Consider the following 22,958-nt stretch of genomic DNA (forward strand, 5'->3'; position numbering starts at 1 on the left):
TTTATAAATAAGAATGCAAGGCACGTTGCAGCGTACCGAGTGTCTTCGTCTCTCCATCGAAACGAATCCCGAGCGTGGCCATTTTACGGACGACATCAGGACGCAGTCCAGTGATGACGGTTTGGCAGCCCATCAGTTTCGTGCTTTCAATGACTTTACTTAGATTATCGATGACTTCATGTTCCATATCCGCAATTCCCGATAAATCGAGGATGAGCGTTTGAATGTGAAGACGACTGATTTCGTTCAGCACTTTTTCTTGGATGATCGTCGTCCTGTAATAATCCAGCATGCCGATGAGCGGCAAAATACTTGTCGTCTGCGTAATCGGGATGATAGGAACAGATAGGTTTTCCACAAGGTTTTTCTGTGCTTTGATTTCTTCGTCTTTATAGGAAGAATAGCTTATGAAGAATGCATTCAAAAAGCCATCCAATCGGGAATTGATTTTCTTTTCAAGAACAAAGAACTCTTTGAACTTAAACTCCTCGGTGTTCGTTTCTAAGTACTCTTGGATGAAGTCCCACAACGTTCGCCGGATCGCAGAAACCCATTCCAGTTTGAATGCAAGAGTCAGTGAATGCCTCGCCCATGCAATCCCTTCCACTTTAGCGAAATCTTCCATCTCAACTTTTTTGTCTTCAATTACAAAGGCAACAAGCTTATGTGCATTTTCTATCAAGTCAATATTACCGATCCGAAGTATCTCTTCGATTTTTTCATTGACAGTCACCGCCTGAATTAGCAGCTCCCGTTCGAAGTCATCTCTATTATCTATCATAAATTGTTTCACTTTAGGACTCACATGGTCACTGGACATCTTGTTACCTCCTTCATTGACTGGAATTCACACAAACATTTTAACAGTTCCCTCTTTCCATGATTTCAAACCTTTATGATCGATTTTAGTCAAAAGCAAAACCGGCATTTCTCTGGAGGAGATGCCGGTTTCGTTCGATCAGTGTCCTGAGAATACAGGCTGCCGTTTCTCTACAAATGCACGAATGCCTTCCAAATGATCTGCTGTATTCCGCATCGCTATTTGTGATTCACTTTCCAACTGAAGCACGTGCTCAAGCTCTTCTCTCTTACTTTCATGCAAGATCCTTTTTGAAGCAATCATTGCAGCAATCGGTGTACTGAGCAAAGAGGTGGCAACCTGGCTTGCTGCAAGTTCCGCTTGTCCGCTTGGAACGAGTTCGTCCACGAGTCCTGCCGCTTTGGCAGTCTTCGCATCCAGGACTTCCCCGCCCCAAATCATTTTCTTCGCATTCGTTGTGCCAATGCGTTCTTTCAAGAAGAAATGTCCACCGCCATCCGGTACGAGCCCGATGCCGATAAAGTTCATAGCCAGCTTACTGTCTTCCTCCGCAACAAGAATATCGCAGCCAAGTGCAAGACTGAAACCAAGTCCCGCAGCGGAACCATGGATGACAGCAATCGTGATTTGCGGCAGCAAGTAGAGTGTCTTCGCCAGACGTGTAATATGCTGCATGACCTCTCCCATATCCATCGGGGACTCGGGGTCGATCATTTTTTTAATATCCCCACCTGCTGAAAAGGTGCGACCTGCTCCCTTAATGAGTAATACCTGAATTGCTTGGTCGGACTTAAGCTCTTCAAACGCATCCGCCAATTCCTTCATCATCACATCATCCATCGCATTCATGACGCTGGGTCGGTTCAGTGTAAGTGTCGCAATCCGGTTCTCTTTTGTCAGTTCTATTGTTTGAAACATAATCGCTCCCCTTTTCCCTTTTTAAATTGACTCGCGTTATAACTGAATAGTCATTCACTTATTCAATTCGGGATAGAAGAAAAAACTCCTTTATTTTGAGACAGGTTGCGGGAAAATTTCGTCCAGCAACTCTAACTTTTTTTCTATGGATTCTTGGTACGACAAGATATAAGCAGCTGGATCTTTCGGATTGTGGAATTGAGTGATCCGACCAGTCTTCGGATCACGGAACTTACTGGAGGCACCGCAGCCAATACCGATAATGGACTGCACTTCTTCCATGATCATAATATTATAGATGCTTTCTTCGCCCGGCTTCGAATACCCTACGTTCTCCAGATTCCCAAGAATGTTTTTCTGGCGATATAAATAATAAGGAACGTATCCATTCGCTTCTGTCCATTGTTCGCCGAGCTTCATCATTTGCTCAGCAGTAGGACGATCCGCCACTTCATATTTCTTTTTGTTCCGGGTCATTTCGGAAGCACGTTTAAAGGAAAGCGTGTGGATCGTTAACGATTCCGGCTGGAGTTTTGCAGTCTCCTGCAACGAATGAGTGAACTCTTCAATCCCTTCGTTTGGCAATCCGATGATCAGGTCCATGTTAATATTGTTCATGCCCATGGAGCGGGATAGCTTGAATTTGTCGATGGTCTCTTGAACTGTATGGTGACGGCCAATCGCTTTCAGTGTTTCGTCCGTATACGATTGCGGGTTCACACTAATCCTGTCGATACCAAACTTTTTGAGCACATCGATTTTAGCAGGAGTGATCGTATCCGGTCGTCCTGCTTCTACCGTCACTTCACGCACTTCTTTCATGAATGGGAATGATTCGACCATGACCTCATATAGCGCATCCATTTCTTCCGCTTCAATCGATGTCGGCGTACCCCCGCCAAAATAGATGGTCGTCACTTTCACATTACGCTTCGAGAGCCATTCTCCGAGCTGCCTGATCTCTTCGTGCAAACCATCTAAAAATGTCTCCACACGACCGCTTTTGCGATGGATTGCATACGCCGGGAATGTGCAATACGCGCATTTCGTCGGACAAAAAGGAATCCCGATATAAATACTCACTTCGTCTTGAACGTTGTAAAGATCGGGAACAGCCCTCAATTGTATGTCTGTGATGGTCTCGAGCAAATTCACTTTCCGTTCGGACACTCGGTGTTTCTCCATTAAGAGCCGCTTCACTTCGCGCGCGCTATGACCTTCCTGGCGGTACTTATGATAAAGCTTCGTCGGACGGATCCCTGTTAAAATCCCCCATTCTTGGTTCATGCCCGTAAAGGATTCCAGCGCTTCCAATAAGACGTGCGAATAGAGCCGTTTCCATTGTCGGTTCTGATCTTTCTCACTGCCACCTTCAGCAATCTCTGTAAATTCCGCATCGTACGTTTTCCCTTGCGCCGTAAGCTCCACTGCTACAACTAAACGGTCACCATCCCGACGTTCTTGAAAACGTAAATCGAGATCTCCTGTTTCTTCATTTTTAGTGATCTTTGTCTCTTCAAAAAACAGGTTTGCCAGGTGGATGAACATCCGGACCCAGTCTTCTTTAAAATCGCCTTGAAGTGCGATTGTTTGCATAGATAGCCCAACTTTCTCGTGGATCTAAATGATCCGATTGTCTGTGATATTCAGTATAGCAAACCACTAAAAGAAAAAACCAGCCACATCGGGCTGGTTTCGGTGTCAATTCATTGTCTCGTATAGTTCTTGCACCGGTTTCATCAAAATCCGGTTGATTTCTTCGATGACTCCGCTCAGCTTCATTTCCGCTTCCAGCATGGCCATGATTTTAGGGTTCTGTTGAGATAACTGAGCTGTCTTTTGAGCATGCTCCAATTCGTCAGGCTGTATTTCTTCTCCCGACATTTGTTTTTGTTGCAAAGTCACTTGGATTTCACGGAAGTTACGGAACATTTCCAATGCTTCTGGGTCCGCCTTGACGTTTTCAATCGCCTCTTTGACCGATGAAAATTCTTCTGTCGCACGAAGTGATTCTTCCAGCTTATTAATGTCATCATAAATATTGACTGCCATGTAAAATTCCCCCTAAGTAAGATTTGTAAAGTATACAATGAGTCCTTGTACAATTCCAATGATACCACCTAATAATGCACCAAGGACCGTAATCATCTTAAATTCCCGTTTAGAAATTCCGAGAACGAGATCTTCCAGTACGGATACCGGAAACGTATCCACCTGTTCTTTCACGATTTGGTCCAGCTTCAACCGTTTCAAGGACTGTTCCAATTGAATCTCAGCTTGTGTAAAGGCAAACTCGATGACTTTAGGAGTCAAGTTGTTTGCAGTCCATGCAGCACCAGTCGGCCAGTAATAGTGAATTGGCTTCCCTAGACGATTGGCTACATCCAACTCTTTCAGCAAGTAGTTGCGCAACGAGGTACCCAGACCATCCCAGTCAAATCCACCTACTAGTTCTTCCATCGGCCGTTGCTTCAATTTAGTCCATTCTTTCATAAGCATCGTTTCAATAAGTTGTGCAGTTCCAGGAGCAGCGATGAATTTCTTCGCTTCCCGTTGGACTTTTTCCACGAGTGAATTCGAATCCCCGAAAAACATGTTGACCATTCCGCCAAGAGTTCCTTTTGACTCCAGGAAATCTGTAATCAATCGTTGAAACATCACTTTCCCTTCATAGGAATCCACGAATTGGTCCGCTCGGGTCAAGACATAAGAAGTTACAGTCGGAATATGCGTTTCTGCTTCCAGCAACCATTTTTCAGGAACCTTTTCTTCTACAGTTCCCGATAAAATCGCTTGTTTTGCTGTAACAAATCGAGCGTCAATGAGCTCACCGGTTTTTCTTTCCAGAACCAGATCCATATCTGAAACACCTGCGAGTTCAATCCATTCTGCAATTGTCCGCTCTGAATTGAATACTTCTTTCTCCAAACGGCTTTGCACGAACTGCTCCGCTTTAGCTGCCATGTCCGGTGTCAATAGCCGCTTCCGGAATGTATCCGGTGTCAGTAAGTAATTTGTAACGGTACGTCCAAGCTGGACTGCTAACTCATCACGTCGTTTCGGGATAAGACCCGGGGTAAATGGAACCCGCCAACTGCCGATATATTTTGCCTCGTGAGGTCGAAATAACATCTTGATAGCCAGGTGGTTCGTGAAGCCCCCGATCACTGCTCCGATAAGTGACATGAACAAAAGAATCCATAGAAATTCCAAATGCTTCACCTTTTCCTGTTCGATTTCTTTCATCTTATAACAGAACTGCATGCTGCACCAACTAATTAGGCTGTCACTTCTGCGTGGAAGTTTGGCTGATTTTGTTTTGAAAATCCAGTATGATGAACAATAGAAACGTGAACCGAAGAAAGAAAGGATGATTTCATGGAACGTACTGTTCAAGATGCACTCGGTAGAACCGTCACGTACACGTATCCGCCAAAACGAATCGTTTCCCTTTGTCCAGGCATTACCGATACCTTATTTGCATTAGAGCTGCAAGAGGAGGTTGTGGGAAGGACCCGTTTTTGTATCCATCCCTCTCCAGCTGTGTTAACTGTGGAGGCCGTTGCTGGAACGAAGGATATAAAATTGGATGCCATTTTACAATTGAAGCCGGACCTGATCATTGCCGAGAAGGAAGAAAACACAAGAGAAATCGTCGAAGCGCTAGAACAACATCTCCCAGTTTACGTTGCAGAGGTACAATGCGTGCAAGAGGCGTATCAGATGATTGAAGACATTGGAGATGTAACCGATCGACGAGACCAAGCTCTAAACTTGATCACTGAAATCCAAGAAGGATTCCATTCTCTTCAAGGGCTGACATCAGGAAGTGCGATGTATGTCATTTGGAAAAAGCCATATATGGTTGCTGGACGTACAACCTATATCGATTCGTTGCTGGAAACGCTCGGTTTTTCGAATCCATCCAAAGTATTTCCAGGAAGGTACCCGGAACTTACGACTCATGATTTTCAATCTGCCAATCCGGACTTGGTACTTTTAGCTTCAGAACCATATCCTTTTAAGGAGAAACATATGCCTGAGTTCCAAGACATACTGCCGCATGCTACGATTTTACCTATAGATGGAGAGATGTTTTGGTACGGTCCAAGAATGCTGGATGCAGCTTCATACTTCAAAGAACGGCTTAGCTAAGCCTTTTAAACACTGTCCATTTGTTTTTCTAATTTTCCCATTAATTACTACATGGCAATATATTTACACACATCCTATTTAGTGCTATAGTTGTCCTATCGACATACCTTTTATCATGGAAATTGAAATTTCTACAGGGCTTTTAGTAATGAAACTTCTTTTTTCGCAGATACTCTGTCGAATGCCTTGTTGACAGTGCGCTGTCTCTCAAACTTTGCATTTCTGATTGGCCTCAGGAATTCAGTTTGCATCATATACATACAAAACCACCTTCCGCATAGTTACGAAGGGTGGTTTTTGTCAATTCAAGGGAGAGCATTGTAAATGGTGGACATCCGGATTGCATGCTCCATTTCATCATGAAGTGCGATGAAAAGAGGATTATAGGCTTCCTCAATAGGTATCGTCAGCAACATCTCTTTGTAGGTTTCGATGTCGTCCAATTCATCGGCGAGTGCTTTTTGAACACACTGTTTCGCATCATAGCACGGCACTGGACGCTTCGGATTCGGAACATACGAACCCGTCAGCATATAATGGAGCTGCTGAAACATTTCGTAATGACTTTTTTCATCCTCATATACGTGGCGGACAAAGTCTTTCCACATCGGTTCTATTAGTTGGTCATGCAGAGACTTGTAAAAAAAGTAGGCTCGATATTCGTCTTGAATAGCTTGTTTTAGTTTTGAGACAAACACGTCTCGCCCTCCTATACTGTTTAGTTCCACTGTATGCGGAGGAGAATTGAATCATGAAAGGAGGGACTTGATATGTTACAGCATTTCCGAGTACAGCCGATGTTCGAAGGCGGACAACTGCCGGGTTGGACGTTTTCTTTTCAGCAAGGCGCTGAGCGATTTACAGGTGATTATATGCCTGACGGAACGATCAAATGGACAAGCACCACACCAGCTGATGAAGAATCCGTGAAAAAAATGGTTCATGAACTAATGACTTTTCACGTATATGAATAAGGAGTTCTTTTTTGCACAAACTCTCTATAAGAACGATTATTGGAGGGTCTGTATATGAAGGAAAAAACTCCTGAGCAGCTGGAAAAGGAAAAGCAGCAACTGCAAGTAGAAGACCAGAAAACGGAGAATGTCTTTGAAGATAAAAGTCGTATGACCGACGAACAAAACGCCTGGAAAGAAACACAACCGAAACGGATGTAGGTGTTCTAAATATATCCTCGGCGTTATTTACGTTTTTGTTAATCACTATGAGGAACATATCGATACGTAGTTTCCCAAAATAAAGGACAGTTCCAAAAGTCATGCGTCAGACTGTAGACAAAAGTGTTGGGGATCAATTTGATTCCCCCCTTTTGTCTTTTTTTGCATCGTTGACTCTGAAAATGAAAGCTAACAGGCCGTTGATCTCCGTTCCGGACGTGCGCTTTCCGGGGGCTTGCCCTCAGCCAATCGAACAACGAAGAGTTCGATTGGCCGTATTTTAGTGAACTTCGCTAAAATTAAGGCATCATTAATCGTCCTCGCTTTGCTCAGTCCATTTTTTTAAAACACGTGCTCCTAACGCTTAGCATTTACTCGCAAAAGCCGTTCTTCGTTACGGCTTTCGCTGATCCCCAGGAGTCGCCGTCCTGCACTTCAATCAACTAAATGTCCCATGAGACATTCACATCTTTCAAGAAATGGATATATGAAAGGAAAAATCACGATCTGCATCTAATTTACGAACCAACAGGTCTTGAGGCACTACCTGTTCAATCGTAAGCATTCCCAACTATTCTTGTTCACTCACTTGATTCCTCCTCATCATGTCCATCATCTCATTCGATAGTTGGGAAATCCTGTTGATTGTAGCGGAGAGCGGCGACTCCGGAGGGAACAGCGAAGACTGAAGCCCCCGCAGGAGCGTTAGCGACGAGGAGGCTGAAGTCGAGCCCCTCGGAAAGCGTCCGCTCGCAGCGTAAATCAACTTTTCATTGTTAATTCCATTGCATTAGAAAAAGACTGTGGGCAAGCCCCAGGATTTCTGGAGTTTGCCTACAGTGTGAGTCATGACTATGACCTTTTGGAACTGTCCTTTTCAGTCTACCGATAGTTTTTGTTTACTAATCACTACATAGTAATAAATCGATGAGATTACATAGAGCGCCGCTGTGATGCTGAATGCGATTGCATAACCCCAATAGAAACCTTGTGCCACAACGAGTCCTGTTGCGATGGGAGCCATGGACGCCCATCCTAATTGGAATACGGTTTGGTTCATCGAGTTGGCAAGTCCTCGATACTTATCTGACACGAGTTCCATTGCAACCGCACTTTGAATCGGATTTCCCGCATTCATGAGCGCTTGGCGGAGTAAAAATCCGAGCGATGCCAGCATCAAAGAATTCGTGAATCCAGTAAGCAGCAGGAAAGGGATGGAAAGTAATTGAAAAAGAATCAGCGCCTTCACTTTTCCGACCTTTTTCACAAGTACTGGACCAATGAGTGCAGCCACTGCAGTCATGGCAGAACCCAGGGATAAGATCAGCCCTATGAAGGAGTTCGATGCACTAAATCGATTGGCAAAATACAAATTTAAATAAGGGACAACGAGACCAGACCCGATTCCGATTAGCAAGCCTGCGAACGAGAAGTGGAGAATGAGGATGAAATTCTTCTTGAAACTCGTATCCCTCAATTCATCGGAACTTGCTTCAGTTTCCTTCTGAGCTGTTGTCCGTACCTGTACAGGAATCGGTGGCTTGTCTTGCAAGGCGAACAAAGGCGGAAGCCCTAGCGCAAATACCCCGGCACCGATATATAACGACCATCGAATTGCATCTACTGCAGCCATATTCAGATACAGTTGCAGCCCATCTGCTAACAATCCACCCGCAAGACTGCCGATCACCTGTGAAATCGTGATGAGTGCAAACTGGATGCTGAATAGCTTGACCCTTTCAGACGGTGCAGAGTTTTCTGCGAGGAATGGAATCCCGGACACTTGCACAAACGCCATGAAAACCCCTGTAAGTAAAGATATGTAAATTATGGGTTCTTCCAACACGGTGGCACTTCGCCAAAACAAAGTGATGACCGTAACGGCGGCTCCCCCTGTAATCATCCACTTACGCCCGAACTTGTCACTTAAAAATCCAGCAGGGACGAGCATGATCGCAGTAGCAAGTGCAGTCATGGATATAACTTTTCCGTTTACCGTTTCCGGCATGCCCAGCTCACGGATATATAAATTGTACATCACCATGAAAACACCAAGTCCGATTTGAATGAAGATGTTTGCGAGTAAAAAGAATTTCACGTTCCGATTAAACGCAGAAATCGTTTTTTTCCAATCACGAATCAAGTTCAAAGGATGCCCCACTTTCTTATCCGGAAGTTTCGATACTCTAAATATATGGGTTTTCTAGTGCGTGCGCAATCTTTTTCGAAAATTGAAACGCATAGATAATGTTAGGTATGCCTTTTACATTTCTGCAAAGTTTCCATTCGATTGTCATTTTGCTGATTCCCATTAGGAATCCATTGCTCAAGCAGCACAATAAAAAAAGCCGAAGCGCGATGGCTTCGACCTTTTAGGATGAAACAGATATCCCTGATTGCAGCTTATACATTTGTGCATATTGACCGTCGAGCAGAACCAATTCGTCATGTGTTCCACTTTCAACAATCTCTCCACGATCCAACACTAGAATTTTGTCTGCGTTTTTAATCGTAGAAAGCCTGTGGGCAATGATGAACGTCGTCCGTCCTTTTTTCAATACATCCATTGCATGCTGGATGATTTCTTCCGTCTCGGTGTCAATGTTTGACGTAGCTTCATCTAATATTAGAATCGCTGGGTCAAAAGCGAGTGCCCGTGCAAAGGAAATAAGCTGACGCTGTCCACTTGAAAGGGTGCTCCCTTTTTCAACAACTGGTTCTTCAATTCCTTGCGGCAAATGCTCCAGTACACGTTCGCCACCGACCGCTTCCAATGATTCGCGGACTTTCTCTCTGGAAATCCTTGCGTCTCCAAGGCTGATATTCGATTCAACGGTTCCTGTAAACAGGTATGGGTCTTGCAGGACGATCCCCATATGACTGCGGATCGTCTGTCGGGGCAAGGACGTAATATCGTGTCCGTCAATCAAGATTTTACCTTTCACCGGATCATAGAAGCGGAACAGCAAGTTCATGATCGAACTTTTCCCAGATCCCGTATGACCAACGAGTGCTACGGTTTCTCCCCGCTTCGCTTCAAATGTAATGTCCTTTAGAACGTATTCTTCTTCTTTATAAGCAAACCACACGTCTTCAAATGTGACGTTCCCTTCGTAACGTTCCATCCGCTCATCACTGACTGGTTCTCCTGAGCGGTCCAACAGCTGGAATACCCGCTCTGCAGCAACTAAAGAATGTTCGAGTCTCGCGAACTGATTAACAATACCTGTTACAGGGTTAAACAGACGTGTAATGTAGTCAACAAACGCGTACAGCAAACCTACGGATGCAACGCTTTCTGTTGTAATTGAAGCTCCTGCGAAATACCAAATGAAAATAACGAATGTAATCGATCGTATCGCATTGACCAAATTATGGGACGTTGCGGCTTCCACTTTGAGCAACTTCGTTTGATACTCATAATGCGTTGTATTCAATTCTTCAAATTCGTCTTCCATCTGCTTCTCTCGTCCGAACGCCTGGATAATTGTCATCCCGTTAATGGATTCATTGATCATCCCATTCATGTCACTGACTTTTGCACGAATGACGTGATTGACCTTGGAAGCGAACTTCCGATAAAGCATCATCCAAATGTAGAGGATCGGTAAAACTACTAGAAGAATCGCTCCCATTTTCGGATCCAGAATGAATAAGGCAATATAGATTCCAATAATATACATGCCGCTGATCGCGAATTGGGACACGACCGTTACGTACAAATGGCGGATGGCTTCCGTATCATTGGTTACGCGCGCCACAACCTTACCCGCAGGCAAGTTATCGAAATAACTGATAGGCAGCGTCTGGATATGCTGATACAGTTCGTTTCTCATTTTTTGGACAATCCGATTTGCTGTCGCTTGTAACAACAAGTACTGTCCATAACGGAAAATAGCTGTAACCACCGCTAGACCAAAGAAGATGGCAAGCAGTTTAGCAATCGGTTCAAAATCGATTCCGCCTGTAGCTGCACCTGCTATATGATTGTCGATAATTTGTTTCGCGATGATCGGTCCAAGCAGATCGGCTCCAACCGCTATCGCAAGAAGTGCCATACCGCCAATGAAATACCCTTTGAATTGCATTGCATAATTCACTAAACGTTTACCTGTCGTCATTATTCTCCCCCTCCGATCTGCTGGCGATCATACTGTTCCTTGTACCAGCCGTTCATCGAGAGCAAGTCTTCGTGATTTCCTTCTTCAGTCACACGGCCATCCTCAAGGACAATGATCCAATCCGCATGCTGAATCGCTGACAATCGGTGAGTTGTGATGATTGTTGTCTTCCCGCTTCGCTCATTTTGGATGTTCTCAATGATCCGAGTTTCCGTTTTTGCATCCACTGCGGATAACGAATCATCCAACACGAGTATTTCCGGATTTTTCACAATGGCACGTGCGATTGAAATCCGCTGTTTTTGCCCACCAGAAAGGGCGACTCCCTTTTCTCCGACAAGCGTATCCAATCCTTCCGGCAATAGTTCCAAGTCCTTTTCGAAATGGGCAAGTCGAATCGCTTCCGCAATGTCATGCTCATCGGCATCCGGTTTACCAAACAAAATATTCTCGCGGACCGAGCGCGAAAATAATACATGATCCTGTGGCACATAGCCGATCCAGTTACGCACTTGCTCTTTCGTCATGTCATCCAGACGGTTTCCGTCAAACGAAAGCAACCCTTCCCCTACTGGATATTCGCGCAATAACTGTTTGACGAATGTCGTTTTTCCACTCCCGGTTTTTCCAACAATCCCGAGTGTCTGACCACCTGAGAGTTTCACACGGATCTGATCCAAGTTTTTACGGTCTGACGTCGGATAGGCAAAGCTGAAATCTTCAAAACCGATTACTCCTGGTCGGTTCATTTGAACTGGCATTGCAGGGTCTCTGACATCTTCCACGGCATCCAATGTTTCTTGAACACGATCGAGGGATGCATTCCCGCGTTGCATGACATTGATAAGTTCACCAATGGCGAACATCGGCCATACAATCATCCCTAGATAGACGTTGAAGCTGACCAGCCCGCCCAATGACATTTCTCCCTTTGAAACCAGATAAGCTCCATAACCGAGGCCAATCATATACGAGAGCGATGTCATGATCTTCGATATCGGAGTGAACAATGCGTCAATCCGTTCAACTTCCATATTTTTTTGATAAACGTCTTCCGTAGCATCTTCAAAACGTGTTTCCTCTGCACGTTCCTGTACGTAAGCACGGACCACCCGCACACCCGCTACCGCTTCCAGCACGTCATCATTCAAATCACCGAATGCCTTTTGTGCGGTGACGAATTTGAGATGGATCCGTTTTCCGAGCACTTGCATTAAATAAGCTAATATCGGTAATGGTAAAATTGCTGCAAGCGTCAGCTTCCACGATACGAGGAACCCCATCATGACAATGAGGGTGAACAAGTAGACTGTGGAGTCGATCAGCGTCATGATTCCGAAGCCGGCTGTTTCAGAGATGGCTTGCAGGTCATTCGTCGATCGTGCCATAAGATCCCCTGTTTTGTTCCGTTGATAAAACGACGGTGTCATCTTAAGGAAATGGCGCATTAAATTACCGCGTAATTTTCTTTCTATGACATTGGCTCCGCCAAACAATTGGTATTGCCAAACAAAATCCCCGATATACCCGATTACGATAATGATCAGCATGATACCGATATATGTCCAAAGTAATTGAGCGTTCATGGTATTCAGGTGGATGCCATCGATTGCTTTCCCGATGATCCATGGGGGAATAATCCCCAGTATACTTGACATGATGAGCAAAACGAGTGCGATTGTGTACCGTTTCTTATTCTCTTTAAAAAACCAACTTAATTTCCCTAAAACCGAAAACATACTATTCTACGACCTTTCTTGGAGCAACTTCAGCTATCCGCCTTCAGGTGTCTCCTTTTTAAGCAATTTTATTGGGTGTGTCGTTTCCTTCATCACATCGATAGCTCCCCTTTCCTAGTAGTTGTATATGCAACACGCAGCGCGTGAAAACATCCTATTTTAGTGAACATAAAAAGACACACGCTCCTCTTTCAGAGACGTGTGCCTGAAAATGGAACGGTGCCCTGTAACCAAACGATTTTAGTTTCAATCCACTATCATCGCGGCGCAGAGGGCAAAGCTTGTAGTTGTGTGAGTTTGTTCACTACCCATTTGTTCATGTCTAAGCCCTCCTTTTCCTTTCGAGTTTCGAATAATGTTAGATTATCACTTTCTTTTCCAGATTGTCAATACATTTCATGAAATCTTTTGAAAATTTCATAGGTTCTTACAGCAACTTACAAAGGAAAAACATTTGTAATTCTCCCTTTAACCATTTATGATTAGTTTAACTACCTAATTTTAAAACTACAGGAGGTGTACGCTTTGTTTCCCCCATCACAGGCATGAAACAAAGCACCCATTTGGATATTCCCATACGCTTGGCAGCATTTGCTGCCTTGATCGCCCTCACTGCATTTTTTGTTGCAGCTGAGTTTGCAATAGTGAAAGTCAGAATGACACGAATTGATCAGCTAGCTTTAGCAGGCAACAAAAAAGCAATAAATGCTAAACGGGTTGTCGAAAATCTCGATGAATACTTGTCTGCCTGTCAGCTCGGAATTACAATTACCGCGCTCGGACTCGGTATGCTTGGTGAACCGACCGTCGCGTTAATGTTAGAGCCTTTGTTTACCTATTTGCAGTTATCAACTAGCATGACAGTCTTCCTTTCTTTTTCGATTGCGCTTATTGTTGTGACGTTCCTTCATGTTGTCATTGGAGAACTCGCTCCGAAAACGATAGCGATTCAGAAAGCGGAAACGATAACACTAGAACTTGCAAGACCACTCATCATCTTTTATCGCACAATGTATCCATTCATTAAAGTCCTGAATGGTTCAGCAAGACTAGTGACCCGATTGTTCGGCTTTCGACCTATCCATGAAGCGGATGTAGCCCACACAGAAGAAGAATTGCGAATGATTTTGTCCGACAGTTTGAAAAGCGGGGAAATCAACCAATCTGAATACAAATATGTGAATAAAATATTTGAATTCGATGATCGGATTGCGAAAGAAATTATGGTTCCCCGAACAGAAATGATGACAATCGAAAAAGGGATGACTGCTGCTGAAATCTTCAACATGCCAGGCATCGAGCAATTCACCCGCTATCCCGTCACAGATGGGGACAAAGACCATGTCATCGGTTTAGTGAACATGAAACACTTACTCACTGCATACATTAAAAACCCGAAAAACGGGGAGTTACCAGTCTCTGCATATATGCAGCCCATCATTCGCGTCATTGAAACGATGGCGATTGGAGACCTGCTGCTGAAAATCCAACGGGAACGCATTCATATGGCAATTCTAATGGATGAATACGGCGGTACTTCCGGATTAGTGACGATTGAAGACATTCTTGAAGAAATCGTCGGGGAAATCCAAGACGAATTCGACAAAGACGAATTGCCGGACGTTCAAGTTGTGGGCGAAGGGCACTTCATCCTAGATGCAAAAATGCTTCTGGATAACGTGAATAATACACTCGGTATTGAACTCGATGAAGAGGATATCGATACAATCGGCGGATGGTTCATGTCGCAACGTTTTGAAGCCATTCCCGGTGAAAAAATCATTGAACAAGGCTATGAATTCTCCATCAAAGATGTGGAAGGACACCACATACTCTATCTGGAAGCCGAGAAGCTTAAGAATGAGGAAGCGGAATTGGAAGAAGAAATGATTTAACAAAAAGAGACGACTCCGACAAACTTGGAATCGTCTCTTTTTTTATTGCTCCGGATTTTTCGAGAAATATTCGACCCGGTAGATGTCTCGACGCCGGTCTTTCAACTGCTTGACTGTACCTTCTTGACGTTGACGTTTCAAAACTTCGAGATCTACATCACCGATTAACACAGTTTCCAGGTTTGCATTCGCTTCCCCGACAATGCCATCTCTTGCAAATTCAAAATCAGATGGTGCAAAGATAGCGGATTGTGCATACTGGATGTCCATATTGACGGCTTGAGGCAAGTTCCCGACCGTTCCAGAAATCACTGTATAAATTTGGTTTTCGACAGCGCGTGCTTGTGCACAATAACGCACTCGCAAATAGCCTTGCCGATCCTCGGTACAGAACGGCGTGAAAATGATGTTGGCACCTTTTTCAGTCGCGATACGAGCAAGTTCAGGGAATTCAATGTCATAGCAAACTTGGATCGCAATCTTCCCACAGTCCGTATCAAAGACCCTCACTGAATCTCCAGCACTGATTCCCCAGTACTTCTTCTCATTCGGCGTGATATGGATCTTATATTGCTTATCGATCGAACCGTCTCGTCTAAAGAGGTAAGAGATATTGTAAATCTCTTCGTTCTCTTCTTCAACGAAGTGAGAACCGCCAATAATATTAACGTTGTAACGGACTGATAGACTATTGAACAGTTCGATGTACTCCTCTGTGTACTCGGAAATCTTGCGCACGGATTGGCTTGCGGATGGTTCATCCAAGAAGGACATGAGCTGTGTCGTGAAAATTTCAGGGAAAACGACGAAATCGGAATTGGCGTCTGCTGCAACATTCACGAAGTATTCCACTTGGGATGCTAGTTCGTCAAAACAGGAAATTTTCCGCATCAAGTATTGAACGACACAAATACGGACAGGATAGCTCGTCTTATAATGACGTTTGGAAACAGCTCTGTAGTCGATATTATTCCATTCCATAAGGGTTGCATAACGCTTGGAAGCCTTATCGTCCGGCAAATAGTTCGGGTTTATGCGCATCAGTGTGAAGTCATTCATCAGCTGGAACGTTAAAACCGGATCATAGATACGGTGTTTCGCAACCGAGTTGACATACTCTCTCGGCGACATCTCATCGGAATATTTATGATAGTTCGGAATGCGCCCGCCGATAATGATGGACTTCAAATTCATTTCACGGGCAAGCTCTTTTCGTGCCTCGTAAAGCCGTTCGCCGACTTTCATGCGTCTGAATTCAGGATGTACCATCACTTCAATCCCATACAAATTGTACCCTTCAGGATTATGATTCGTTATGTAGCCATTATCGGAAATATCGTCCCACGTATGGCGATCATCATATTCTGCAAAATTCAAAATCAGACTTGAGCATGAGCCGATGATTTGGCCATCCAGCTCAGCAACGAACTGACCCTCTGGAAAAACAGTCAAGTGACTTACCAAATGTTCCGTTTCCCATGGGTCCATTCCAGGAAAACAAGCTTCCTGCATTTCCAATATCTCAGGGATGTCCGACATTTCCATTTGCCGAACGACCATGCTTATTTCAAATGATGATAAATCAAATTCTTCACTCAACAAAAATCACCTCTCTACCTTTAATACCCTCTTTTTTAAAACTCATACCCGATAATAGCAAAAAAATCGGTTTCCCTCTATAATAAGGAGTTGAAATCGCCGAGAGGAGCGCACGATATGAACAAGCGTGTAGAAAATTTGTTACTCCTGATCTGGACCATTGCATTCGTCGCCACACTGGGTTCTTTATACTATTCCGAAGTTAAAGGATTCACGCCATGTCTATACTGTTGGTACCAGCGTATTCTCATGTATCCGATCGTTCTGATCGCGGGTATTGCACTCATTCAGAAGAACGGACGTATTTGGCTGACAACTGCCGCTTTCAGTATTATCGGAGCTTGTTTATCGGGTTATCACTACACAATCCAAAAGTTTAGTTTCTTCCAAGAGCGTGCAGGTACATGCGGAGATGTCCCTTGTACTGCACAATACGTAAATTATTTAGGCTTTATCACGATCCCATTCATGGCATTCATTGCATTTGTCCTTATTCTCATTGCAAGTGTCATGATGTCAAAACAGTTGAAGGAGACGAAGTAAACTATGAAGAAATTATTGATCATTGGCGGGATTGTCGTCGTGTTTTTTGTTGCGATCATCGCACTCACTACGGCTTCCAACAAATCGAAGTTGGCTGACAATCCTTATGGAACCGACGATTTAAAACCGTCTACAATCGACTTGATTGGTAATGAGAACTACGACAGCATTGTGTTGCCTGATGCAGTATCCAAAAAGATCGAGTCTGGGGAACCTACTACCGTCTATTTCTTCCACCCACAATGTCACTTCTGCATGGAAATGACGCCAGTCCTGATGCCGATTGCAAAAGAAGAAGGCGTTAAAGTCAACCAGTACAATATGCAAGAGTTTGGCGACGAAGCAAAAAAGGCTTATGGGATTCAAGAGTGGCCAGCGCTTGTCCAGTATGAGAATGGTAAAGAAGTCGGCCGGCTTGTCGGATTGCAGCCAGAAGAAAACATTCATGCTTTCTTCAATGAGTTTTATGGAAAGTGAACAACGGAAAAGAGGATGAACCAATGACATCATTTACGTACACAGTGAAAGATTCCGATGGTACGCTTGAACAATTATTGCGGGATGACTGGAAAGCCGGAAAGAAAAACATTCATGAATTGAGAATGGCCAATGCAGTAACAGATTCCGAGGGGATCCCGGTTGTATGGCGCACTCCCCTAGTTGCAGGAACCGAGTTAACGTTTCACTTACCTGAAGCGCACTCTGAATACGCACCAATAGAAGTGCCGGGCGTGAAAGTCCTTGCAGAGGATGATCACTATATGGCTGTTTTCAAGCCTGAAGGGATTGCGGTTCATCCTGACGGGTCTAGCCGTGAAGCGACAATGATGAATGCTGTGATGTCACTTATACAAACAGCAGGTGGTACGTATGCAGAGCATATTCAAAGGTTGGATAAAGGAACGTCAGGAATTGTCATTGTCGCAAAGCATCCAATGGCAAAAGCCATGTTTGACCGTATGATTGCTTCCAATGAAATCACACGACTCTACAAAGCTGAAGTGGAAGGCCGATTGAAACGGTTGAAAGGCAGTGTCAATATGCCGATTGGTCGTGATCGACATCACCCAACACGTCGTCGAATTTCAATGTCAGGTCAATCTGCGGTTACTCATTTCAAAGTGATTGAACGAAAAGAACAAACGACGATGATCGAAGCGACCCTAGACACAGGACGTACCCACCAAATCCGGGTCCATATGGCTCACTTAGGTCATCCTGTCGTCGGAGATAACTTGTATGAAGCTGCAGCACTGCCAGACGGCACCTATCGTCTAACCGCTGTAGAAACTTCTTTCATTCATCCATTTACGGGCGAAAAGATAGTACTCACTGTTTAACGAACAAGTAAAAGCTGCACGGGGACCCTTTCCCGTGCAGCTTTTTCATTCATCCGATCGTGTCCGGGTCTGTACCCGTCCGTTCGTTTCGATTCAGTTCGTCGATCATTTTCATCTCTTCATCCGATAATACAAAATCCCCGATTTGACTGTTCTCTACTATACGTTCAGGAGTAATGGATTTTGGAATGACGATTAAATCGTTTTGTAAGTGCCAGCGAATGATCACTTGAGCAGCTGTTTTTTGATGCATTTCCCCGATTTTTACTAAAACAGAGTTTTCCAGCAGTCGGCCTCGCGCAAGTGGCGACCAGGACGTTACTGCAATGTCACGCTCCGTGCAGTATTCCCGTAACGGGACTTGAGTCAGTAAAGGATGGAGCTCCACCTGATTCACCATAGGTGCAATATTCGCGGTGACAGCCAGTTTCTCAAGATGATGGATATGATGATTGGAAACGCCTGGCACACGGATCAGTTTTTCTTCATACAAACGTTCAATGGCACGATAGGTATCCACGAACGTTTCGCTAACCGGCCAGTGTGTTAAGTATAGATCCAAGTATTCAAGCCCTAGCTTTTTCAAGGATCCTTCAAATGCACGTAAGGTTTGGTCATACCCTTGATCGGTATTCCATACTTTTGAAGTGATGAAAAGCTCATCGCGAGCAACTCCTGATGCGCGAATCGCTTCCCCTGTCTCCACCTCATTTTCATAGATAGCGGCAGTGTCAATTGCACGATACCCATGCTCCAATGCAAAAGTAATCGCTTCTACTGTTTTCTTGGAATCCGTCATTTTATAGACACCTAGGCCAAATCGAGGCATATGCACGCCATTCACAAGTTGTTTAGTTTCCGAATAAGTTGTCGACATGTTGGTTCCACTCCTTCGTTTCTCATAACTACTCTCTAATCGTACCATTCGATGATTGCACTGCAAACGAAAAAGCTGCAGCGTTTGTCAAACAGATGTCACATATTTTAAAGTGAGTCATTTCCTTTTTGTTGTGGTTCCGGTATAATGATGTAAGAACAACTGATCCAACAGGAGGGTATCTGATGAGACTAATTCTAATCATGGGTGTCTGCTTCGCATTCCTATCTGCAATCTTCACAGGCGGTTATGCTGACAAGCCAGGCAAAGTGAAAAAATAACACATTGAAAAGGATGCAGCTCCAATTGAGCTGCATCCTTTTTTAGTGTAAACTTGGATATCCTTGTTGTCTCAACGCTTCATATACGAGTATGGCTGCCGTATTCGATAGGTTCAACGACCGGATATGATCGTTCATGGGAATCCGGAGACACGTATCTGAATGCGCTTCTGTCACCTCAGACGGCAACCCTGTCGTTTCTTTCCCGAAAACGAAAAAGATATCTTGTTCGACATTTGAAAAATTGAAATCGGAGTATGTTTTCGTTCCGAACTTGGTGATGAAATAAAAAACACCTTCCGGAAATCTTTCAAACAACTGATCAATTCCACTATGATACGTAATGTCAACGTGTTCCCAATAATCGAGTCCTGCCCGTTTCAACATTTTATCATCCGTTGAAAAGCCGAGAGGTTCTATTAAATGCAACTTCGCTCCAGTGCCTGCACAAGTTCGTGCAATGTTCCCCGTGTTGGCAGGGATAAGCGGTTCAAAAAGTGCTACATGTATTGGCATAATTCCACTTCCTTCTATTCAGTTACAGTCATCCTCATGACTGCTTTTTTGATTTCCTCACGTACAGTTTCATCTGTTTCCGTCTCTAAAACGTGGTCAAGTGCCAAGCGTCCTGTTTCAGTTCCGATTTCCCCTATCGCCCACGCACATGTGCTGCGGATCATCGGACGCGGATCTGTTTCAAGCAGTTTCACTAAATCCGGGATGGCACTTTCTTCTTTAAAATGTGCTAAAGCTAAGATCGCGTTCCGCTGAATAGGATTCTTGCCGCGCCAAGACCCTGACATATGCCCAAATGTTTCTTTGAATTCCCGATTAGACAGCTTTAAAATGGGTTGGAGCAGTGGCTTAACCAGTTCCGGTTCTGGCATGAAAGTATCTTGATCTAAATTATATTTGCGCTTATTTTTGGGACATACGGTTTGGCATGTATCACAACCATATATACGATTGCCGACCTCTTTACGGAATTCTTCAGGAATTGGCTGCTTAGTTTGTGTCAAAAAAGCGATACAACGCTGCGCATTCAATTGACCTCCTTGTATTAAGGCACCTGTCGGACATGCATCGAGACAAAGTGTACAATCCCCGCATTGGTCCTCCATTGGTAAATCGGGTTCAAAGGGTAAATTCGTGATCATCTCACCTAAATAGACATAAGAACCGAACTCTGGCGTAATGATAGAACAATTTTTTGCAGACCAACCGATCCCCGCTCGTTCTGCTACTGCCCGATCAGCAAGTTCCCCTGTATCCACCATTGATCTTGTTTTAACTTCAGATGAATTCTCTTGTAAAAATTTCTCAAGCAACGCTAACTTCTCACGTAAGACCGTATGGTAATCAGTCCCCCAAGAAGCCCGGCAAAACATTCCGCGTCGCTCCCCACGTTTCCCCTTTGGTGCCTCATTCATCTTGGAGGGATAGGCAACTGCTATGGAAATAATACTCTCTGCACGATCTAAGAGTAAAGTAGGCTCTGTTCTTTTTTCAACATCACTTTCCTCAAATCCTGATTGGTAACCGAGATGCTGTTGACGTTTCAATCGATTCTTCAACTCTAAAAACGGTGCCGCTGTCGTAAATCCGATTTTATCGATTCCAATTTCCTGTGCATAGGCGATTAAGTCTTGTTGCAACTGAGCGATATTCACCATCTGCCACCTCCCTTATGATAAACTTGAGAAAAATAGGAACAGGGTGATTTTATGAAATTTCATATAGAACCTGCAATATTTGATGAAGTTCCTGATTTCAAAGTAGCCATCATCCATTATAACAGTACAACCGTGTCAGATTCCCCACAAATGCTAAAAGGGAGACTTCAGCTATTTCAGGAACAACTATTTTTTGAACTTGAGGAACGTCCCATCAATCAGATAGATGGAATCCGGGAATGGCGCAATGTTTGGAAAGCGCTAGGGGCTACTCCTACACGCTACCGCCCTTCGGCAGAAGCTTTGTATCGGCGTGTCAGTAAACAAGATTATATGAAAAGCCATTCCAGTGCAATCGACTTGAACACCTTGTTTAGTCTTCAATACGGAATTCCTTCCGGCATGTACAATCGTGAGGCATTATTTGGCGATATCCGTGTGACAACGGGACTTGCTGAAGAGGGCTACGATGGATTAAACGGCAGGTTCAATTCATTACATAACATTGTGATTCTCAAGGATGGATACAGTCCCTTCGGCAGCCCCTATGTGGATTCTGTCCGCAGTGCAATCACGGAAGAGACGACAGAGATACTTCACGTATTGTTCCTAAGGCCAGACATGAGTGTGGAAGAAGCTCAAAGCTTAGCAAAAGCATGTGGATCCATGTTTACCAGTATCAATGGAGGCAACGCAGCACCTGCGATTCTTCATAAGGGCGCCCCTTCTATTGAGATTGAAGATATACCGGCACATGAAGAACATAAGAATTGAGCAGCTTTCCTACTTTCCTCCAAGCGAGAAGAGCAACCCGCTAGTCCTAGCCTAGCGGGTTTTTTTATGTGCAAATTAAATAGGGTTAGAAAAATAATGAAAACAAAAAAGAACAACCGAAGTTGTCCTTTTTGAGATACCCGAGGCCGGACTTGAACCGGCACGCCTTACGGCATCGCATTTTGAGTGCGACGTGTCTGCCATTCCACCACTCGGGCAAACTAGTAATATAAATTTTAAACGGAAACCAAGTAATGGAGGCGGCAACCGGAATCGAACCGGTGGTAAGGGTGTTGCAGACCCGTGCCTTACCGCTTGGCTATGCCGCCGTAGAATAAGTGGAGCGGAAGACGGGATTCGAACCCGCGACCCCGACCTTGGCAAGGTCGTATTCTACCACTGAACTACTTCCGCTAATAACTGGGGTAGCTGGATTCGAACCAACGAGTGACGGAGTCAAAGTCCGTTGCCTTACCGCTTGGCTATACCCCAAAAATAAAAAGGGGCGGCTGAGGGGAATTGAACCCCCGAGTGCCGGAATCACAATCCGGTGCGTTAACCACTTCGCCACAACCGCCATATTGATAATGATGTTACAATTCAAGAGACAAGTAAAATAAATGGCAGGGGCAGTAGGAATCGAACCCACACCAAAGGTTTTGGAGACCTCTATTCTACCGTTAAACTATGCCCCTGTAAAAATGGTGGTGGGGGACGGATTCGAACCGCCGAACCCGGAGGGAGCGGATTTACAGTCCGCCGCGTTTAGCCACTTCGCTACCCCACCATAGGGAATTTCATGGTGCCGGCGAAAGGAATTGAACCCTCAACCTACTGATTACAAGTCAGTTGCTCTACCAATTGAGCTACACCGGCATATAAGATGGCTCAGGACGGAATCGAACCGCCGACACAAGGATTTTCAGTCCTTTGCTCTACCGACTGAGCTACTGAGCCATGTTTTTTAAAGAAAATGGCGGTCCCGACCGGGATCGAACCGGCGATCTCCTGCGTGACAGGCAGGCATGTTAACCGCTACACCACGGGA

At 44.5% G+C, this 22,958-nt stretch carries 21 protein-coding genes and 9 tRNA genes; 8 read left to right on the forward strand and 22 right to left on the reverse strand.

The features are described 5' to 3' along the window. Position 1: 1 nt before the first annotated feature. The 5 genes from H9659_RS11480 to H9659_RS11500 form a co-directional block, all read right to left on the reverse strand. Positions 2-820, reverse strand: coding sequence for an STAS domain-containing protein (locus H9659_RS11480; RefSeq protein ID WP_191690605.1), 819 nt, complete (start codon positions 818-820; stop codon positions 2-4). Positions 821-958: 138 nt separating this feature from the next. Further along, on the reverse strand, positions 959-1,738 hold the full coding sequence (locus H9659_RS11485; protein WP_191690607.1) for an enoyl-CoA hydratase: 780 nt from the start codon (positions 1,736-1,738) through the stop codon (positions 959-961). A 90-nt stretch (positions 1,739-1,828) separates the two neighbouring features. Next, complete coding sequence (locus tag H9659_RS11490) at positions 1,829-3,334, reverse strand: coproporphyrinogen III oxidase (protein WP_191690609.1); 1,506 nt, start codon at positions 3,332-3,334, stop codon at positions 1,829-1,831. 105 nt (positions 3,335-3,439) lie between these two features. Further along, on the reverse strand, positions 3,440-3,790 hold the full coding sequence (locus H9659_RS11495; protein WP_191690611.1) for a YlbF family regulator: 351 nt from the start codon (positions 3,788-3,790) through the stop codon (positions 3,440-3,442). A 12-nt stretch (positions 3,791-3,802) separates the two neighbouring features. Beyond that, a complete protein-coding gene (locus H9659_RS11500; protein WP_225217797.1) occupies positions 3,803-4,984 on the reverse strand; it encodes a DUF445 domain-containing protein in 1,182 nt (393 codons plus the stop codon). Positions 4,985-5,116: 132 nt separating this feature from the next. On the opposite strand from H9659_RS11500, the gene H9659_RS11505 reads away from it, so the two are divergent. Beyond that, on the forward strand, positions 5,117-5,893 hold the full coding sequence (locus H9659_RS11505; protein ID WP_191690613.1) for an ABC transporter substrate-binding protein: 777 nt from the start codon (positions 5,117-5,119) through the stop codon (positions 5,891-5,893). 305 nt (positions 5,894-6,198) lie between these two features. On the opposite strand, the gene H9659_RS11510 is transcribed toward H9659_RS11505, so the two are convergent. Beyond that, a complete protein-coding gene (locus tag H9659_RS11510) occupies positions 6,199-6,591 on the reverse strand; it encodes a ferritin-like domain-containing protein (RefSeq protein ID WP_191690615.1) in 393 nt (130 codons plus the stop codon). Positions 6,592-6,663: 72 nt separating this feature from the next. Here H9659_RS11510 and H9659_RS11515 point away from each other — a divergent pair, with 72 nt between their 5' ends. Together H9659_RS11515 and H9659_RS11520 are read left to right on the forward strand one after the other, a co-directional pair. Beyond that, positions 6,664-6,867, forward strand: coding sequence for a YheE family protein (locus tag H9659_RS11515; RefSeq protein ID WP_191690617.1), 204 nt, complete (start codon positions 6,664-6,666; stop codon positions 6,865-6,867). A 54-nt stretch (positions 6,868-6,921) separates the two neighbouring features. Then, on the forward strand, positions 6,922-7,068 hold the full coding sequence (locus tag H9659_RS11520) for a hypothetical protein (protein WP_191690619.1): 147 nt from the start codon (positions 6,922-6,924) through the stop codon (positions 7,066-7,068). Positions 7,069-7,945: 877 nt separating this feature from the next. Here H9659_RS11520 and H9659_RS11525 read toward each other — a convergent pair. From H9659_RS11525 to H9659_RS11535, 3 genes are all read right to left on the reverse strand, one after another. Then, positions 7,946-9,217, reverse strand: coding sequence for an MFS transporter (locus tag H9659_RS11525; RefSeq protein ID WP_191690621.1), 1,272 nt, complete (start codon positions 9,215-9,217; stop codon positions 7,946-7,948). Positions 9,218-9,440: 223 nt separating this feature from the next. Further along, positions 9,441-11,189: an ABC transporter ATP-binding protein gene (locus tag H9659_RS11530; protein ID WP_191690623.1), complete on the reverse strand. Its 1,749-nt coding sequence runs from the start codon at positions 11,187-11,189 to the stop codon at positions 9,441-9,443. After that, positions 11,189-12,928: an ABC transporter ATP-binding protein gene (locus H9659_RS11535; RefSeq protein WP_191690625.1), complete on the reverse strand. Its 1,740-nt coding sequence runs from the start codon at positions 12,926-12,928 to the stop codon at positions 11,189-11,191. The genes H9659_RS11530 and H9659_RS11535 overlap by 1 nt, the downstream gene beginning before the upstream one ends. A 545-nt stretch (positions 12,929-13,473) precedes the next feature. On the opposite strand from H9659_RS11535, the gene H9659_RS11540 reads away from it, so the two are divergent. Beyond that, the gene (locus H9659_RS11540; RefSeq protein ID WP_191690627.1) at positions 13,474-14,823 is read left to right on the forward strand and encodes a hemolysin family protein; all 1,350 of its coding nucleotides are present in this window, start codon (positions 13,474-13,476) and stop codon (positions 14,821-14,823) included. A gap of 42 nt (positions 14,824-14,865) precedes the next feature. Here H9659_RS11540 and H9659_RS11545 read toward each other — a convergent pair whose 3' ends face one another. Further along, positions 14,866-16,422, reverse strand: a complete 1,557-nt coding sequence (locus H9659_RS11545) for a bifunctional GNAT family N-acetyltransferase/carbon-nitrogen hydrolase family protein (protein WP_191690629.1) — start codon at positions 16,420-16,422, stop codon at positions 14,866-14,868. A gap of 117 nt (positions 16,423-16,539) precedes the next feature. Between H9659_RS11545 and H9659_RS11550 the strand changes: the two genes are divergently transcribed. Genes H9659_RS11550 through H9659_RS11560 form a run of 3 tightly spaced genes read left to right on the forward strand, consistent with a single transcriptional unit; the run spans position 16,540 to position 18,305 of the window. Further along, the gene (locus H9659_RS11550; protein WP_191690631.1) at positions 16,540-16,965 is read left to right on the forward strand and encodes a disulfide oxidoreductase; all 426 of its coding nucleotides are present in this window, start codon (positions 16,540-16,542) and stop codon (positions 16,963-16,965) included. Positions 16,966-16,968: 3 nt separating this feature from the next. Then, positions 16,969-17,442 carry a thioredoxin family protein gene (locus H9659_RS11555; protein WP_191690633.1) on the forward strand — a complete coding sequence of 158 codons (474 nt, stop codon included), beginning with the start codon at positions 16,969-16,971 and terminating at the stop codon, positions 17,440-17,442. A gap of 23 nt (positions 17,443-17,465) precedes the next feature. Then, entirely contained in the window at positions 17,466-18,305 is an 840-nt protein-coding gene (locus H9659_RS11560; protein WP_191690635.1) for an RluA family pseudouridine synthase, read from the forward strand. Positions 18,306-18,354: 49 nt separating this feature from the next. Here H9659_RS11560 and H9659_RS11565 read toward each other — a convergent pair whose 3' ends face one another. The 3 genes from H9659_RS11565 to queG form a co-directional block, all read right to left on the reverse strand. Next, complete coding sequence (locus H9659_RS11565) at positions 18,355-19,182, reverse strand: aldo/keto reductase (protein WP_191690637.1); 828 nt, start codon at positions 19,180-19,182, stop codon at positions 18,355-18,357. A gap of 323 nt (positions 19,183-19,505) precedes the next feature. Beyond that, positions 19,506-19,979, reverse strand: coding sequence for a tRNA (uridine(34)/cytosine(34)/5-carboxymethylaminomethyluridine(34)-2'-O)-methyltransferase TrmL (trmL, locus tag H9659_RS11570; RefSeq protein WP_191690639.1), 474 nt, complete (start codon positions 19,977-19,979; stop codon positions 19,506-19,508). A gap of 14 nt (positions 19,980-19,993) precedes the next feature. Further along, positions 19,994-21,133, reverse strand: coding sequence for a tRNA epoxyqueuosine(34) reductase QueG (gene queG / locus H9659_RS11575; RefSeq protein ID WP_191690671.1), 1,140 nt, complete (start codon positions 21,131-21,133; stop codon positions 19,994-19,996). A 54-nt stretch (positions 21,134-21,187) separates the two neighbouring features. Here queG and H9659_RS11580 point away from each other — a divergent pair, with 54 nt between their 5' ends. Continuing rightward, positions 21,188-21,910 carry a B3/B4 domain-containing protein gene (locus tag H9659_RS11580; RefSeq protein WP_191690641.1) on the forward strand — a complete coding sequence of 241 codons (723 nt, stop codon included), beginning with the start codon at positions 21,188-21,190 and terminating at the stop codon, positions 21,908-21,910. 137 nt (positions 21,911-22,047) lie between these two features. Here the strand turns inward: H9659_RS11580 and H9659_RS11585 are convergent. The 9 genes from H9659_RS11585 to H9659_RS11625 all read right to left on the reverse strand — a co-directional run bounded on the left by H9659_RS11585 (position 22,048) and on the right by H9659_RS11625 (position 22,867). After that, a tRNA-Leu gene (locus H9659_RS11585) sits at positions 22,048-22,128 on the reverse strand. A 37-nt stretch (positions 22,129-22,165) separates the two neighbouring features. After that, positions 22,166-22,239: transfer RNA gene (locus H9659_RS11590), tRNA-Cys, on the reverse strand. Positions 22,240-22,249: 10 nt separating this feature from the next. Further along, positions 22,250-22,324, reverse strand: a tRNA-Gly gene (locus tag H9659_RS11595). Between the two features lie 6 nt (positions 22,325-22,330). Next, a tRNA-Gln gene (locus H9659_RS11600) sits at positions 22,331-22,402 on the reverse strand. A 12-nt stretch (positions 22,403-22,414) separates the two neighbouring features. Then, positions 22,415-22,487, reverse strand: a tRNA-His gene (locus H9659_RS11605). A gap of 44 nt (positions 22,488-22,531) precedes the next feature. After that, a tRNA-Trp gene (locus H9659_RS11610) sits at positions 22,532-22,605 on the reverse strand. Between the two features lie 7 nt (positions 22,606-22,612). Further along, positions 22,613-22,697: transfer RNA gene (locus H9659_RS11615), tRNA-Tyr, on the reverse strand. Between the two features lie 13 nt (positions 22,698-22,710). Then, positions 22,711-22,786, reverse strand: a tRNA-Thr gene (locus H9659_RS11620). An 8-nt stretch (positions 22,787-22,794) separates the two neighbouring features. Continuing rightward, positions 22,795-22,867 (reverse strand) — tRNA-Phe (locus tag H9659_RS11625). Positions 22,868-22,958 lie beyond the last annotated feature (91 nt).

It is taken from the genome of Sporosarcina gallistercoris (assembly GCF_014836415.1).
In the GTDB taxonomy this organism is placed as follows: Bacteria; Bacillota; Bacilli; order Bacillales_A; family Planococcaceae; genus Sporosarcina; species Sporosarcina gallistercoris.